Origin of the sequence: Enterobacter hormaechei subsp. xiangfangensis (assembly GCF_001729785.1) — a bacterium.
Classification (GTDB): domain Bacteria; phylum Pseudomonadota; class Gammaproteobacteria; order Enterobacterales; family Enterobacteriaceae; genus Enterobacter; species Enterobacter hormaechei_C.
Genome location: NZ_CP017183.1, coordinates 4,249,162 through 4,264,500, shown reverse-complemented (window position 1 = coordinate 4,264,500; position 15,339 = coordinate 4,249,162). Strand labels below are relative to the sequence as shown.

Annotated in this window: 14 protein-coding genes; 9 read left to right on the top strand and 5 right to left on the bottom strand. The window is 56.0% G+C overall.

The annotated features are described in order from the left end of the window. Positions 1 to 307 precede the first annotated feature (307 nt). Positions 308 to 2,065 carry a DUF4153 domain-containing protein gene (locus BFV63_RS20470; protein ID WP_048241719.1) on the top strand — a complete coding sequence of 586 codons (1,758 nt, stop codon included), beginning with the start codon at positions 308 to 310 and terminating at the stop codon, positions 2,063 to 2,065. A gap of 122 nt (positions 2,066 to 2,187) precedes the next feature. Here BFV63_RS20470 and hslO read toward each other — a convergent pair whose 3' ends face one another. The 4 genes from hslO to BFV63_RS20450 form a co-directional block, all read right to left on the bottom strand. Continuing rightward, positions 2,188 to 3,066: an Hsp33 family molecular chaperone HslO gene (gene hslO / locus BFV63_RS20465; RefSeq protein WP_023304550.1), complete on the bottom strand. Its 879-nt coding sequence runs from the start codon at positions 3,064 to 3,066 to the stop codon at positions 2,188 to 2,190. Between the two features lie 24 nt (positions 3,067 to 3,090). Further along, the gene (gene hslR, locus BFV63_RS20460) at positions 3,091 to 3,492 is read right to left on the bottom strand and encodes a ribosome-associated heat shock protein Hsp15 (protein WP_003861618.1); all 402 of its coding nucleotides are present in this window, start codon (positions 3,490 to 3,492) and stop codon (positions 3,091 to 3,093) included. After that, complete coding sequence (gene yrfG, locus BFV63_RS20455) at positions 3,489 to 4,172, bottom strand: GMP/IMP nucleotidase (RefSeq protein ID WP_069597588.1); 684 nt, start codon at positions 4,170 to 4,172, stop codon at positions 3,489 to 3,491. Before yrfG ends, hslR begins: the two co-directional genes overlap by 4 nt. 64 nt (positions 4,173 to 4,236) lie before the next feature. Continuing rightward, positions 4,237 to 6,375, bottom strand: a complete 2,139-nt coding sequence (locus BFV63_RS20450; protein ID WP_048241721.1) for an intracellular growth attenuator family protein — start codon at positions 6,373 to 6,375, stop codon at positions 4,237 to 4,239. A gap of 327 nt (positions 6,376 to 6,702) precedes the next feature. On the opposite strand from BFV63_RS20450, the gene nudE reads away from it, so the two are divergent. Beyond that, positions 6,703 to 7,263: an ADP compounds hydrolase NudE gene (gene nudE, locus BFV63_RS20440; protein ID WP_048209889.1), complete on the top strand. Its 561-nt coding sequence runs from the start codon at positions 6,703 to 6,705 to the stop codon at positions 7,261 to 7,263. A 94-nt stretch (positions 7,264 to 7,357) separates the two neighbouring features. On the opposite strand, the gene mrcA is transcribed toward nudE, so the two are convergent. Next, entirely contained in the window at positions 7,358 to 9,910 is a 2,553-nt protein-coding gene (gene mrcA, locus BFV63_RS20435) for a peptidoglycan glycosyltransferase/peptidoglycan DD-transpeptidase MrcA (protein ID WP_023314953.1), read from the bottom strand. Between the two features lie 120 nt (positions 9,911 to 10,030). On the opposite strand from mrcA, the gene BFV63_RS20430 reads away from it, so the two are divergent. The 7 genes from BFV63_RS20430 (at position 10,031) to aroB (ending at position 15,249) form a co-directional block, all read left to right on the top strand. Next, positions 10,031 to 10,804: a type IV pilus biogenesis protein PilM gene (locus BFV63_RS20430; protein WP_048241724.1), complete on the top strand. Its 774-nt coding sequence runs from the start codon at positions 10,031 to 10,033 to the stop codon at positions 10,802 to 10,804. Further along, a complete protein-coding gene (locus BFV63_RS20425; RefSeq protein ID WP_023314951.1) occupies positions 10,804 to 11,295 on the top strand; it encodes a PilN domain-containing protein in 492 nt (163 codons plus the stop codon). The genes BFV63_RS20430 and BFV63_RS20425 overlap by 1 nt, the downstream gene beginning before the upstream one ends. A 3-nt stretch (positions 11,296 to 11,298) precedes the next feature. Further along, entirely contained in the window at positions 11,299 to 11,751 is a 453-nt protein-coding gene (locus BFV63_RS23640) for a HofO family protein (protein WP_023314950.1), read from the top strand. Next, positions 11,741 to 12,145 (top strand): HofP DNA utilization family protein, encoded by a 405-nt coding sequence (locus BFV63_RS20415; RefSeq protein ID WP_003861627.1) that lies wholly within the window; start codon positions 11,741 to 11,743, stop codon positions 12,143 to 12,145. Before BFV63_RS23640 ends, BFV63_RS20415 begins: the two co-directional genes overlap by 11 nt. Continuing rightward, positions 12,057 to 13,295 (top strand): DNA uptake porin HofQ, encoded by a 1,239-nt coding sequence (gene hofQ / locus BFV63_RS20410; protein WP_003861628.1) that lies wholly within the window; start codon positions 12,057 to 12,059, stop codon positions 13,293 to 13,295. The genes BFV63_RS20415 and hofQ overlap by 89 nt, the downstream gene beginning before the upstream one ends. A gap of 286 nt (positions 13,296 to 13,581) precedes the next feature. Continuing rightward, positions 13,582 to 14,103: a shikimate kinase AroK gene (aroK, locus tag BFV63_RS20400; protein ID WP_003861630.1), complete on the top strand. Its 522-nt coding sequence runs from the start codon at positions 13,582 to 13,584 to the stop codon at positions 14,101 to 14,103. A 57-nt stretch (positions 14,104 to 14,160) separates the two neighbouring features. Beyond that, entirely contained in the window at positions 14,161 to 15,249 is a 1,089-nt protein-coding gene (gene aroB / locus BFV63_RS20395; protein ID WP_003861631.1) for a 3-dehydroquinate synthase, read from the top strand. Positions 15,250 to 15,339: the final 90 nt, after the last annotated feature.

Here is a 15,339-nt window from a genome sequence, read left to right as displayed (position 1 = left end):
GGGCTCATAGATTTACGTATCTGGTCAAAACCCTTACTAACGGAAAACGCTGCGACTCCAGTCACAGGGCGGGCAGATTATCGCAGGAATCGCTTTTTGGATGGGGAAAATGTTCTTAAAAGGTTAATCTCTGGTGAATTTATCCAGAAGAATGTGAATGTAATCGCATACATGTAAGAAAATTACGTAAGGGTTACACTGGGAAAACGATTCAGGTCTCTTGGGTCAGCTATTTTCAGAGTTTGAGGTGGGGGCCAGAGTTTTGCTTTGATGAGACAATAGATTTTTCATGAACAAGGGATGAGAAATGGAAAACCGTGAGACGTTATCCGCTTTAACGCGCGTAGCCGTCGTGCTGGCGGGGGCTCTACAGGGCGTAATTTGCTATGTAATCATGTGGTATATCGAGTACGCAAAATTGCCATCGGATACGCTGTGGCTGATGTGTGTAGTACCTGCCACCGTGGTAATGACAACCACGTTGTCTCTTGCCATGACGTCATTCAGAAAGCCATTTTTGTGGCTGTCACTCGGGATGATCGGCGCGGCAGTCGCGGGTATGGGCGGCTGGCTTAAGTGGAGCGTTGCAGGACTCGAAAGCTGGAATCTCAGAGATGAGATGCTCGTTTTCGGCTTTCATCTGCTGCTGATGACGCTGTTCGTGTTGCCATGGCTTCAGCGGCGTCTGGATCCCGTCCCGACTACCTCGTTCTACAGCGACTTTTATCAACGAAACTGGCATAACGCTCTGACGCTGCTCATTATTTTTGTTTCGAATGGTCTCTTCTGGCTGGTACTTTTCCTCTGGGCCGAGCTTTTCGAACTTATTGGCATCGGCTTTTTTGATCGGCTTTTCTTTCATTCTGACGGATTTATTTCAGTGGCGATTGGCGTGGTTTCAGCCAGTGCGGCCGTGCTCACGCGCATGCAGGTAAGGTTAATCTTTGCCCTGCAAAATCTGCTGACCCTCATCGCCACCGGTCTGCTTCCCCTGATGGCGGCGCTGGCGCTGCTCTTTATTGGCGCGTTGCCTTTTGTCGGCTTTGAATCCATTTCAGCCAGAATATCCGCCGCGGGCTTGCTGACCACCTTAGCGCTGCTGCTGTTATTCCTGGTGACGATAGTGTGGCATCCACAGCGTCAAACACTGCCTTACTATGCCCCGCTGCGAGGGATGATTCGCCTCGCTGTGGCTATCGTACCCGCGTATCCGGTTCTGGCGGGGTGGGCGCTGTGGCTACGCATTTCGCAATACGGCTGGTCACCCGAGCGTCTGTACGGGGTATTGATAACCATCGTGGCGCTGGTCTGGGCGATCGGTTTTTGCGCCAGCGCTCTGATTCAGCGCCGTGAACCGCAGAAGATCCATGCGTACGTCATCCCGGCGACCGGGCTGCTTTCCCTCATTTTCCTGGCGTTGGTCCATACCCCCGTGCTGGATCCGTGGCGAATAAGTGTTGCAAGCCATATGGCCCGCTATCAGGACGGCAGAATAACTGCGGATCAAGTCAGCCTGTATATGCTCAGTAACGCTGGACGAAAGGGGCGGGAGGCGATGCTCACGCTGCAAAACGATCCGCAGTTTATCTCTAACCCAAAACGCCAGCGTGAAATAAATGGTCTTCTCTCCAGGAATGCTGGCGGAGCAGGTAAGATGACCGCCGCGATGCTGGAAAAACAGGTCCAGCTCGCACCGGGAATGGCTCATCCTGATAAGACATTTTGGCAAGCCATGCTCAGCAATCAGTATCGCTTCGAGAGCTGCGATAGCGCCCAGAGTAACTGTTTACTTATGCCGCTGGATCTTAACAGCGACGGCAAGCCGGAAGCCGTGCTATTTCAATTTACCGATCGCACGATCGTGGCTTACACACAAACTAACACGGGCTGGAGGATCGCCGGGGACGCGTGGAAAATGCCGGAGGCATTGACCAGAGGAGAACTTGACCGCGCATTAAGGCAGAGGAAAGTGAAATCTGTCGTGAAGCCCTGGGCGGATATTGAGATTTTTGGGGAGCGTGTCGATATGAGCTACGACAGTTACAATAATACGCAGTGGCGTTAGTGATTTTTCTTGCCGGGTGGCGCTACGCTTACCCGGCCTACAATTAGCAATCATATCAAAAAATTGCACAATTCATTGTAGGCCCGTGCGAGCATAGCGCCGCCGGGCATCAGGCTCAGAGCTTAGTGAACCTGCGGATCCGCCGGAGAGGCGTTATTGCGGATCTCCGCGATATCCATCGAATTAAACACGTAGTGCGTACCGCAGTAATCACAGTGCATATCGATCTCACCGTCTTCCGCCATGATGCTGTCGATCTCTTCATCCGGCAGCGTTTTCAGGGCGCCGGCACAACGCTCGCGAGAGCAGGTGCACTTAAATTCCACATCCTGCGGATCGTAAACCGTCACTTCTTCTTCGTGGTACAGACGCCACAGCACGTCGGTCGCCGACAGGGTGAACAGCTCTTCCGCTTTGATGGTTTCCGTCAGCGTTGCCAGATGCTCGAAATCATTGGTCTGCGCATCCTGCGCAGGCAGAACCTGAAGCAGCATACCACCGGCAGCAGGCTGACCATCCACTTCACCGGTGCGGATGAACAGACGGGTTGGCAGCTGTTCGGAACGCATGAAGTAATCTTCCAGGCAGGCGGCAAGCGTGTCGCCTTCCAGACCGACAACGCCCTGATAGCGCTCACCCTCTTCAGGCGAAATCGTGATAACCAGGTAGCCATTTCCGACCAGCGTTTTCAGATCCGCATTTTCAGGGATATCGCCCTGAACGCGCGCCACGCCGCGCATTTGCTGCTGGTTATTACCGTTGATCACCGCCAGCGACATCGGGCCATCACCCTGCAACTGAACGGTAATATCGCCAGCGAACTTCAGCGTGGCGGTCAGCAGGCTGGTGGCAACCAGCAGTTCGCCCAACAGGGTTTTCACCGGCAGCGGGTAGTTGTGGTTTTCCAGAATCTGTTTCCAGGTTTCGGATACGGTGACCAGCTCGCCGCGCACGGCGAATTGTTCAAACAGATAGCGGTGTAATTGGTCGTGTTGGGCCATTTTCATCTCTCGTGCAGGTGAGGGTTACTCGCTCTCACCGTGTTTAAATTTCATCAGATCGCGGCGCTCTTTTTTATCCGGTCGCCGGTCCGGGTGAGGCATAGTTAGCGCGTTCATTTTGCGCGCCAGCGCGGTTTTCTCGCGCTTCTCTATGCTTTCGGCCGTCTCTTCATACAGCAAAACGGCTTCGGTTGCGGGCCGCCGTTGTTCGGTAATGGCTTTCACCACCACCGTTTTCTCATCGTTGCCCTGGCGAAGCGTTAACGTGGCATTCAGTTCAACCAGCTTGCTCGGTTTGCTGCGCTGACCGTTGTAATGCACCTTTCCGCCGTCAACCATTTCACGGGCAAGGGCGCGCGTTTTGTAAAAACGGGCGGCCCACAGCCATTTATCCAGTCTTACCCCATCAGAGGGTTTTTCTTTCATGGCGTCTCCTTCACGGTGAGTGAGGGGATCATCCGGCGATAGTCGTTCAGCCCCGGATGTCGCAGATAGCTTTTTTCAGCCAGGCCGGAATCCGGATTGGTCACGCCCAGACAATAGTGAATGCCAAAAGCGGCCGCAGAATCCAGAATCGGCTCGCTGTCGTCAATAAACAGCGTGCGTTCCGGCTGTAAACCGGTTTCTTCTACCACGGCATGCCACAACCGCTGATCCTCTTTCGGATAACCAAATGTGTGGGTGGAAAGCAATAAATCAAGGTGTGAAGCAAGCCCGGTATGCTCCAGCTTCACGGCCAGGTTATGGGGATGCGCATTTGTCAGCAAAATACGGCGCTTACCGCAGGCTTTCAGCGCGTCCAGGAACGGGACCGTATCTTCGCGCAGTACGGCGCGTGCGCCCTGGGCGGTGGTCATGGCACAAATATCCAAACCGAGTCGCTCGCTCCAGTAGTCAAGACAGTACCAGTTTAGCGTATGCTGCACCGCGCTATATTGCGAACGAATGAATTCCTGCGCTTCTGCCGGGGAGATCCCCTGCTGTTCACCGTAAGTTTCCGGGACCAGCTTTTGCCAGAAATAGTTATCAAAGGCGAGATCAAGCAGCGTGCCGTCCATATCAAGCAGGACGGTATCGACCGCCTGCCAGTCGATATCAAGATGCATAAGGGGGAACTCCAGCCAGAAGAAACGTGCGCGACAGGGTAGCACAACTTGTCGCGCAGGGACGTTATCCGATCAGGCTCTCAGAAGAGGAGATCAGTTTCGGGTTAAGGCAATTTTCGTAGTAGGCCTGGATTTCTGCCAGCCGCGTGCGGGAACGCTGATAGCGGCGTACGGCCTGATAACCGTTCCAGACGATGCACGCCAGCATCGCAATCAGCAGCAGGGATGTCCCTATATAGCGCCACAGGCCAGCGCTATCCGGCATACGGTGCAGGCCAATATGACGCGTGCCGTTGGCGTCGGTGAAGAGGGTGGTGACGATCCCTTCCGCGCTGAATGGCGTCTGCATCAGCATCTGCGCCAGACGCTGGAATTCGCTCCACTGCTCCTGGGCAGGATAGTCATACAGCGAAACCTGCGGATAAGGTTGATCCACCAGGTCGCTGCCTTCATCGCTGGCAATCACAAAACCGCCCGGCGCCGGGCTGTTAAGCGCCTGGGCGGCACGGGTGGTTTCACGCATCACGAAGGGGGCGGTAGAGGTCGCCACCAGATTATCCAGCGACTCGGCGCTGACCGGACGCAGAAGCACGTTCACACCGTCCAGGCGTCCCGCTTCGGCGCGTTTCACCAGCGCGTCCCAGTCTTTGCTGTTGCCGAGGTTGACCAGCGCGTTCTTCAGCCGGATACAGTCATCCTGGGCGGAACAGAGATCCTCTGTTTTCAGGACGATTTCGCCAAAGTCATCCAGCAGCACCATACCCGACTTCTGAATAGCCGAACGCAGGGCAGGGCTGACGCGAGAATCATCATCCGGTTTTGGATGGAGCTGGCGATTAATCGTCTGGGTGAGCGCAGTGGCCTTATTGACCACATCCGATTCCGGCAGCGGCAGCGGAGAGGCGTCATTCCAGATGATCTGAGAGCAGTCGAACGGCGCGAACGGCGAGTTCTGGCGCGTGTTCCAGGCACCCGGTGAGTGGATATTACACATCCCGGTGCCTTTGAGGCGCAACGTATCCCCCACGCGTACACCCGCTTCTTCGAGCTGCTGTACGCTGGTGGCTTCCACGGTTTGCGCCCCTTTAATCCATGACAGGGTAAATTTAATTGGCATATCCAGCGGCACGAAAAGCAGCAGCATGAGGAAGATTAACGCGGCGCCACCGGCAATCACCGCGCTGCGAAGCCAGTGCTGAAGCGGGAAGTTTTTTACTTCGTCGTGCAGGGATAAGTAACGTCCCTGGCGTACAACGTGGCGGTCGAGATAGATATCAATATCCGTTTTGTGGCCCAGGTCCTGCGCAATCCACGGCTGCCAGTGGCGTGGATAGATAAGATCGATGATCCCGAGCGAGATATTGTTGATATGTTCCTGATCGTTCTCACCGAACAGTCCCCAGCGTTTTGGGGTTCCGCGCAGGCAGTGAATTTCGCGTAATGACGTTTTTGCCGGCGGGGCAAATATGCCCCACAGCCCGGCGGCCAGAAGCAGTACTGCGCCACCCGCGAGCCACGGAACAAACACGTCCGGCGTCAGCAGGCAGATGAAAAAGAGCAGGAACGAGGCGACAATCAGCACCGCTTCGCGAATGCCATCCGGGCGGCTCAGGACGTACTCTTCATGCGTTTCCTGGCGGATGTTGAGCAGTTCAATCTGCTCTGTCTCTTCACCACGAATAGAGGCCTGCGTTCCGCTCGCGCGTTCCAGCGCAAAGCGTGGCGCTTCCTGAACATATTCGCTCAGAGTATGACCATTGAGGGAGATAACCAGCGGCAGCGTATCGGTATGGATGAGCTCGACGCTGTTTTCGTCGTTAATATACTGTTCCCAGAAGGGAGGCAGGTGTACTTCAACAGAGTCGAGATAGTAACGCCATTTGTTGGGATCGTCGGTTGTGATGCCGTAGCGGGTAATGGAGCGCGTCACGCACAGAACGGTGTCGCTTTGGGCGTTTAGGTTGAGCGATACGGGGGCGGCGCTGGCGCCGGTAGGGCCAGGCGAAAGCCGGGATCGGTTCAGCGTGTCGAGATACTGCTCAACGGTGCTGCGTTCCTCTGGCGAAAGCTTGCGCGTGTTTGCTCCGGCGAACGCGTTTAAAAAGGGCAGCCGATAACGGCGATGTACGCGGCGCCTGAATACCCACACCGCAATCGACGCGCAGGCCAGCACAGCAGCGAGAAAAATCAAAATGGTGCTCATGCTTTCCCCATCTTACTTATCTTCTTACAGGTGTTGTCAGTCGCACCTTTTGTACAATGAATGAGATTCTGTGGTCGGCTATCGGCAAGTATGGAGTCTAACTTGAGCATGTTGACGCGCATCCCAGTGACCGGTAATGATAACAAAGCCTGTTCCGGCGCGATATCAGCAAATTCCTGGAAACATTTCAACCTCTTGACATTTGTTTTGAAATGAGAATCGCATTCAATTACGTTGCATAAATGTAAATAAAGAGCAATTGACATTGCCGAAACCGTGCGGCGTATCGCACAATAAAGCCAGTTCACCCAGCAAAGACCCGTCAAGATGACCAAACCCTTACAAAAGCCCACCATTCTGAATGTTGAAACCGTCGCGAAATCGCGTCTGTTTAATGTCGAAAGCGTGGATCTGGAGTTCAGCAACGGTGTGCGTCGTGTTTATGAGCGTATGCGCCCCTCCTCGCGTGAAGCGGTGATGATAGTGCCTATCGTCGACGAGCACCTGATCCTCATTCGTGAATACGCCGTGGGCACTGAATCCTACGAGCTGGGCTTCTCCAAAGGACTGATCGATCCGGGCGAAACGGTGTTTGAAGCGGCAAACCGGGAGCTGAAAGAAGAGGTCGGTTTTGGCGCGAAAGAGCTGACGTTCCTGAAAAAGCTGAGCATGGCGCCGTCCTATTTCTCCAGCAAAATGAACATCGTTGTCGCGGAAGGTCTCTATCCTGAATCGCTGGAAGGAGACGAGCCGGAACCGCTGCCGCAGGTTCGCTGGCCGCTGGCTCATCTGATGGATTTGCTGGAAGATCCTGACTTTAACGAGGCACGCAACGTGAGCGCACTGTTCCTGGTACGAGAGTGGCTGAAGGGGCAGGGTCGTTTGTAGCGCCACCATTAAAAACGGCAACCGAAGGTTGCCGTTTTGCATTGATGTTGTAGGCCGGGTCAGGCGTAGTCGCCACCCGGCTTTTTAGTTGGCGTCAGAACAGTTCGTGCGTCTCGCCGTTATCAATGATCTCTGTACCCACCTCATGCACCGCCTGCGTGGTTGGCTGCGTACCCTCGATGAAATACTCGGCACGGCTATTACCGCCATTCGCGAGCTGTCCAGTGCTGCGGTCAATATTGATCGTGACAATGCCCGGCGGAGGCGTTAGCGGCTGCTCCGGCACGCCCTCGAGAGCGGCCTTCATGTAAGCATCCCAGGCCGGTTGCGCACTCTTAGCCCCACCCTCGTAACCGGAAATCTGATCTTTAATCGCGCCAGAAGCGGTTGTGCGCCCCAGAGTGCGGCGGTGATCGTCAAAACCAATCCAGACCGAGGTGACAACGCCCGGGCCATAACCTGAGAACCAGGCATCTTTTGAACTGTTGGTTGTCCCGGTTTTGCCGCCGATGTCGTGGCGCTGCAAATCGCGGCCCGCTCGCCAGCCGGTGCCTTGCCAGCCCGGTTCGCCAAAGATGTTGGTGTTCAGTGCGCTCTTAATCAGGAACGACAGCGGCGTGCTGATCACGTGCGGGGCGTACTCCTGCGCGCCACTCTGGGCGACCAGCGCCTGATTGGCCTGTTCCAGCTGAGGCTGCGGCACCGCCAGATTCTGACGTTCCTGAGAGATCGCCACATCTTCCATATCCTTGTTTTCCAGGACATTGGATTTTGGCGTGTCGCCGTAAATCACCGGAATATCGCATTCAGGGCAGGCAATTTTCGGTTTCGCTTCAAACAGTACGCCGCCCTGATCGTTCTCGATTTTGCTGATGAAATACGGATCGACCAGGAATCCCCCGTTCGCCATCACCGAGTAGCCACGCGCGACCTGGAGCGGTGTAAAGGACGCGGAGCCGAGCGCCAGAGATTCGGTATGAACAATGTTTTGCGCCGGGAAGCCGAAGCGTTGCAGATACTCTGCCGCATAATCAACGCCCATCGCACGCATCGCGCGAACCATGACCACGTTCTTCGACTGGCCAAGGCCCTGACGCAGACGGATAGGGCCAGCGTATTGCGCCGGAGAGTTCTTCGGCTGCCAGTCAGAGCCCGCACCGGCATCCCAGCGGGAAATTGGCACGTCGTTGAGAATGCTGGCGAGCGTCAGCCCCTTATCCATCGCCGCGGTATACAGGAACGGTTTGATGTTCGAACCAACCTGACGCAGTGCCTGGGTCGCGCGGTTAAATTTGCTCTGGTTGAAATCGAACCCGCCAACCAGCGCCATCACGGCACCGTTCTGCGGATTGATGGAGACCAGCGCAGAGTTGACGTCCGGCACCTGCGCCAGCCACCAGGCATCACCGACCTGACGGACCCAGATTTGTTGTCCGGTTTGTACCACATCGGTCACTTTACGTGGCGTCGGGCCCTGAAGAGTGTCAGAGCGGTACGGACGCGCCCAGCGGACACCCTCCATGCGCAGCGAAACGGATGTGCCATCGGCCATCATCGCCACCGCTTCCTGTGGATCGGCCTGGGTGACGACCGCCGGACGCAGCGGGCCATAGGTCGGCAGCGCTTTCAGGGAATCAGTGATTTTTTTACTGTCCCATGCGCCTTCCCCCACTTTCCACAGCACGTTGGACGGGCCGCGATAGCCGTGACGCATATCGTAATCCATCACGTTATTACGCACCGCCTGCTGGGCAGCCTGCTGCACTTTGCGGGTCACGGTGGTATAGACGCGATAACCATCTTCATACGCTTTATCACCGTAGCGACTCACCATCTCCTGGCGAACCATTTCAGTGAGATACGGTGCAGAGAAGGCGATTTCCGGCGCATGGTAATTGGCGTCAATAACGTCGCTGCGCGCCTTATCGTACTCAGACTGACTGATGTAGCCTTCGCTCAACATACGCGACAGCACCACGTTACGGCGCGCGGTGGCGCGGTCCTGCGAGTAGAGCGGGTTAAACGTGGATGGCGCTTTTGGCAGGCCGGCAATGGTCGCCATTTCGCTCAGCGTGAGCTGATCGATCGGCTTACCAAAATAGACCTGAGCCGCAGCCCCTACGCCATAGGCGCGGTAGCCCAGATAGATCTTGTTGAGGTAAAGCTCAAGGATCTCGTCTTTGCTCAGCAGTTGCTCAATGCGGATCGCGAGGAACACCTCTTTGATCTTACGCATCAGCGTCTTTTCCGGGCTGAGGAAGAAGTTACGCGCCAGCTGCTGGGTAATGGTACTTGCCCCCTGAGAGGCATGACCGGAGAACAGCGCCACGCTTGCCGCACGGAAAATACCGACCGGATCGACACCGTGGTGCTCGTAAAAACGGCTGTCCTCGGTGGCGATAAAAGCCTTCACCATCACGGGTGGAATTTGATTTAAGGTCAGTGGGATACGACGTTTCTCGCCGTATTGCGCCATCAGTTCACCATCGGCGCTATAGACCTGCATAGGGATCTGAAGCCGCACATCACGAAGCGTGGCGACATCAGGGAGTTGCGGCTCGACATATTTGTACAAACCAATAATCGAGCCTGCTCCCAGCAGAATGCAACAGACTGCAAGGATCAATAAATACTTTACGAACTTCACCGGAGATTTCCCATTTGGTTTAGCCTGGGCAGTTTCTAAACAATCGCGCGGTAGTATAAAGGCAAGCCTGATTCATTGATATAGCCGTCACTCCGACGGGCGATAAGGAGATCGTGAAGCATGGCTTTTAAAACGTGGCAAACAGGTGTTCATATTCAACAGGATAAGGTGGTTGCGTTAGCGCTGACCAGAGAGCGGGCCGGATGGCGTTTACGGCGCTGGTGGGCGGTGCCGCTGTCGGACGGCGTTATCGGGGAAGGCAAAATACTTAAGCCAGAAGAGCTGGTTAACGCATTACGTGGCTGGCGGAAAACATTGCCGCACTCGCATCGGGTATTCCTCTCATTTCCGGCAACGCGCGTTCTGCAACGCGCGTTGCCCCGTCCATCCGTTACCTTGCGTGACAGCGAACAGCTCACCTGGGTAGGCGCCGCATTAGCGCGTGAGCTGGAGATGCCCGCCGATACGCTCTGCTTTGACTACGCGCAGGATACGTTCAGCAACACTTTTCAGGTTACCGCAGCGCAAAACAGAGAGGTCGATACCCTGTTGACGCTGGCGAACGCGCTGCGTTTGCGTCTGGCAGCAATCGCCCCGGATGCCGGCGCGCTGGCTAATCTTCTCTCTGCTGTTGCCCCCGCCCGGTGCGTCGCCTGGAGAGATCAACACCAGTGGCTATGGGCGATGCGTCACCAGTGGGGGCGGCGCTACACCACAGAAGCGGCGACGGTGAATGAACTGGCGGCGCTGCTTGCGCTTTCTTCTTCTGATATCGCCGTGTTTGATGCTGCCCGCGATCCCTGGGAAGCGGTGACGCTGTGCCAGCCGCCGCTGCCGGAATGCGGTGCTGATTACACCGTCGCCCTGGCGCTGGCCATGAGCGAGGCGCCGTAATGAGCATGCCCAATCTTTTACCCTGGCGTCGGCAGCAACGTAATCAGCGCCTGCGTTTCTGGGGGCTGCTGTTTGCCGCCTCATTGCTGGTGATGCTGGCGGGTGGTTTCAGTCTGCGGGCGACGCAGTCTCTCGCGTTACAGGCGTTGCAGAGCGAACTGGCGGGGACTCGGGCGGTGCAGAAAGTATTGAGAGCCCGTCAGCCGCAGTCAGCGGGGCTGAAAACCCCTTCGCCGCCGTCTGATCCGGCCTGGCAACCCGCGCTGGAATCGCTTGCCAGCGCAATGCCCCGGCAGGCGTGGCTGACGGCGCTGCGTTATCAGCCACCCTCGCTGACCCTGACCGGCTATACCACTTCACTGCCAGCGCTCGCAGCCATGACCGATGCGCTGAAAAGGGTGACGGGATTTAACCCCGGACCGGCAGGCGAACTGCAACAGGATAGCCTGGGGCGATGGATGTTCTCTTTTAAACTGCATAGCCGGAGGTAGCCGGTGGGTATCTGGTATCAACGCTGGGCTGATGCACGTCCTTCCCGGCGCGTCCTTTGCTGGTTGATCGCGTCGGGGCTTGTTGCGTGGGCAATTTGGGGACTGCTGCTCAGGCCCGCTGCTCTGCGTTACGCCGATGTTCAGGCGCAGGCCATCAGTGCGAAGCGAATCAACGCCTCGCTGTGGCCAGAGGCCGGACGGCAAGCAGTGTTTACGCAAGTGACGCCCTCGCGGCCCTTTTCTCCCCTGGCATTTCAGCGTGAGGACGCAAGGCTGGTGTACTGGAAGCCGCAGCAGAGTGGGGGAGAGCTGGCGCTGGATGCCTCATGGGGCGCGGTTCCGGCGCTCTTTTCCCGGCTGGCGCTTGAGAACGTGCGGGTGAGTGCGTTTTCCATCATCCCACAGGGCAAACAGTTACGCCTCAGCCTGCAACTGGAGATCGGTCATGCGCAGTAAAGCCCGTTTAGTCATCCTGCTTTCTCCGCTTTTCCTGACCGGGATGCGGGATCCCTTCTCTGTGCCGGAAGAGCGTTGCGCAGCCGGGCAGCTCAGCCAGTGGCGGTATCAGGGGATAGTCAGCGGCAGCAGGGATATCGGCCTTATGCAGGACGGGCAGAAACGCTGGCACCGGGTAAAAACGCAGATGCGGTTACCGACAGGCTGGCGGGTGAGCGCGATAGATAGACAACAACTGACCGTTGATGTCGGCGATATGTGCGAGCCGAAGCGATGGACATGGCAACGAGAAGGAACGAAAAAAAGTGAAGATAAGGATAGGGCTGTTACTGGCGGTACTCAGCCAGCCCCTGTGGGCCGCGACGCCAAAACCGGTCACCCTGCTGGTGGATGATGTCCCGGTGGTGCAAATATTACAGGCGCTGGTAGCGCAGGAGGATCGCAATCTGGTGGTGTCGCCGGATGTCAGCGGTTCGCTTTCGCTGAATTTAACGCGGGTGCCCTGGAGGCAGGCGCTTCAGACGGTAGTGAACAGCGCCGGGCTGGTATTGCGGGAAGAGGGCGGCATTTTTTATGTGCATACGGCGGCCTGGCAACGGGAGCAACAGACGCGTAAAGAGCAGGAGCGGGCCCAGCGTCTGCTCGACGCCCCGCTGCACTCTCACAGCATTCCGTTTGCTTATGCGGATGCGGGCGAATTGCAAAAAGCGGCGGAAAAGCTCTTAAGCCCGAAAGGCAGTCTCTCCGTCGACAAGCGCACCAACCGTTTCCTGGTCAGGGATAACCAGACGGTGGTGGATATGCTCCAGCGCTGGGCTGTGCAGATGGATCTGCCCGTCGAGCAGGTGGAACTGGCGGCGCAGATTGTGACCATCAGTGAAAAAAGCCTGCGTGAACTGGGGGTGAAATGGAACCTCGCTGACGCAACGGAGGCCAGTAAAGTGGGTCAGGTCACGACGCTGGGTGCGGACCTGTCGGTGGCCAGTGCGACCACCCACGCAGGGTTTAACATCGGGCGCATCAACGGCAGGATGCTGGATCTTGAGTTGTCGGCGCTTGAGCAAAAGCAGCAGGTGGATATCATCGCCAGCCCGCGGCTGCTGGCATCGCACATGCAGCCGGCCAGCATCAAGCAGGGCAGCGAAATTCCGTATCAGGTTTCCAGCGGCGAGAGCGGGGCGACATCCGTTGAATTTAAAGAAGCGGTATTAGGCATGGAGGTCACGCCGGTGGTTCTGCCGGGTGGTCGTGTGCGCCTGAAATTGCATATCAGTGAAAATATGCCCGGCCAGGTGCTGCAACAGGCAGACGGCGAAACGCTGGCGATCGATAAGCAGGAGATCGAAACGCAGGTTGAGGTAAAAAGTGGGGAAACGCTCGCGCTGGGCGGGATCTTTTCGCAAAAGAATAAAACCGGACGCGACAGCGTGCCCGTGCTGGGCAACATTCCGTGGCTGGGTCAGCTGTTCCGCCATGACGGAAAAGATAACGAACGGCGCGAGTTAGTGGTGTTTATCACGCCACGTCTGGTCAGTATTCAGTAATGGGTAACGATCCCCGCAATGATTTTGCATTCAGTTTGTTGCAGATGTTTGACGTGGGGCATGAATTAGCATACAAGGAGTACCGATTTGAGTTGGACTTACGTCTTATTTCCTTATGCGCCGGGAACGGTGATTTAATCAGTTGCCAAACAAGCCGGAGTATTGAGATAATTTTTCGTCTGACTCTCGCTCTATTGCAAATGAGGTTTCAGTTCATGTCCTGCTACGCCGGGTGTCTGCGCAGCGGGGATTACCATTAACGAATAGTCTTAGTAGTACCGAAAAAATGGCAGAGAAACGCAATATCTTTCTGGTTGGGCCTATGGGTGCCGGCAAAAGCACTATTGGGCGTCAGTTAGCTCAACAACTCAATATGGAATTTTACGATTCTGATCAAGAGATTGAGAAACGAACCGGAGCGGATGTGGGCTGGGTCTTCGACGTAGAAGGCGAAGAAGGTTTCCGTGACCGAGAAGAAAAAGTGATCAACGAACTCACGGAAAAACAGGGCATTGTGCTGGCAACTGGCGGCGGCTCTGTAAAATCTCGCGAAACCCGCAACCGTCTCTCCGCCCGTGGCGTAGTGGTCTATCTTGAGACGACCATCGAAAAACAGCTGGCACGCACGCAGCGTGATAAAAAGCGCCCGTTGTTGCAGGTTGAAACACCGCCACGTGAAGTTCTGGAAGCTTTGGCCGATGAACGCAATCCTCTGTACGAAGAGATTGCTGATGTGACCATTCGTACTGACGATCAAAGCGCTAAAGTGGTTGCAAACCAGATTATTCATATGCTGGAAAGCAACTGATTCTGGCTTTATATACACTCGCCTGCGGGTAAAAGCATTTAAGGTGGATGTCGCGTCATGGAGAGGATTACAGTTACTCTAGGGGAACGTAGTTACCCTATCACCATCGCGGCTGGTTTGTTTAACGACCCAGCTTCCTTCTTACCACTGAAAGCGGGTGATCAGGCGATGCTGGTCACCAACGAGACGCTGGCTCCGCTTTATCTCGACCGTGTACGTCACCTGCTTGAGCAGGCGGGCGTGAAGGTCGACAGTGTGATTCTGCCCGATGGCGAGCAGTACAAAAGCCTGACGGTACTGGATACCGTCTTTACCGCACTTCTGCAAAAACCGCACGGTCGTGATACAACACTGCTTGCCCTGGGCGGCGGCGTTGTGGGCGATCTGACCGGTTTTGCAGCCGCCAGCTACCAGCGCGGCGTGCGCTTTATTCAAATTCCAACCACGTTGCTCTCACAGGTCGATTCTTCTGTGGGCGGTAAAACGGCGGTTAACCATCCGCTCGGCAAAAATATGATTGGCGCGTTCTACCAGCCTGCCTCGGTGGTGGTGGATCTCGACTGTCTGAAAACCTTGCCAGCGCGCGAACTGGCGTCCGGCCTTGCAGAAGTGATCAAATACGGCATTATTCTTGACGGGGAGTTCTTCACCTGGCTGGAAGAGAATATGGATGCGCTGCTGCGCCTCGACGGGCAGGCAATGGCCTACTGTATTCGCCGTTGTTGTGAGCTGAAAGCAGAAGTCGTTGCCGCAGATGAGCGTGAAACCGGCTTACGTGCTTTACTGAATCTGGGGCATACGTTTGGTCATGCGATCGAAGCCGAAATGGGCTACGGTAACTGGCTTCACGGTGAAGCTGTCGCTGCCGGAATGGTTATGGCGGCGCGTGCCTCTGAACGTCTGGGGCAGTTCAGGCCGGAAGAGACAGCACGTATCATCGCGTTGCTTAAACGTGCTGGCTTGCCGGTAAGTGGTCCGCAGGAAATGTCTGCGCAGGCGTACCTTCCCCACATGATGCGCGATAAAAAAGTATTAGCAGGTGAGATGCGTCTGGTACTCCCGCTTGCAATAGGGAAAAGTGAAGTGCGCGGCGGAGTGCCGCACGAAGTCGTACTTGGCGCTATTGCTGATTGTCAGCAAGCGTAACAACTAGAAAGGTCAGACCGCTGTAACAGGTGGTCGTTTTAGCTTCAGGTTAATGCAGAGTCGTTGGCAGAAGCCTTTGAGTGGGGTGTT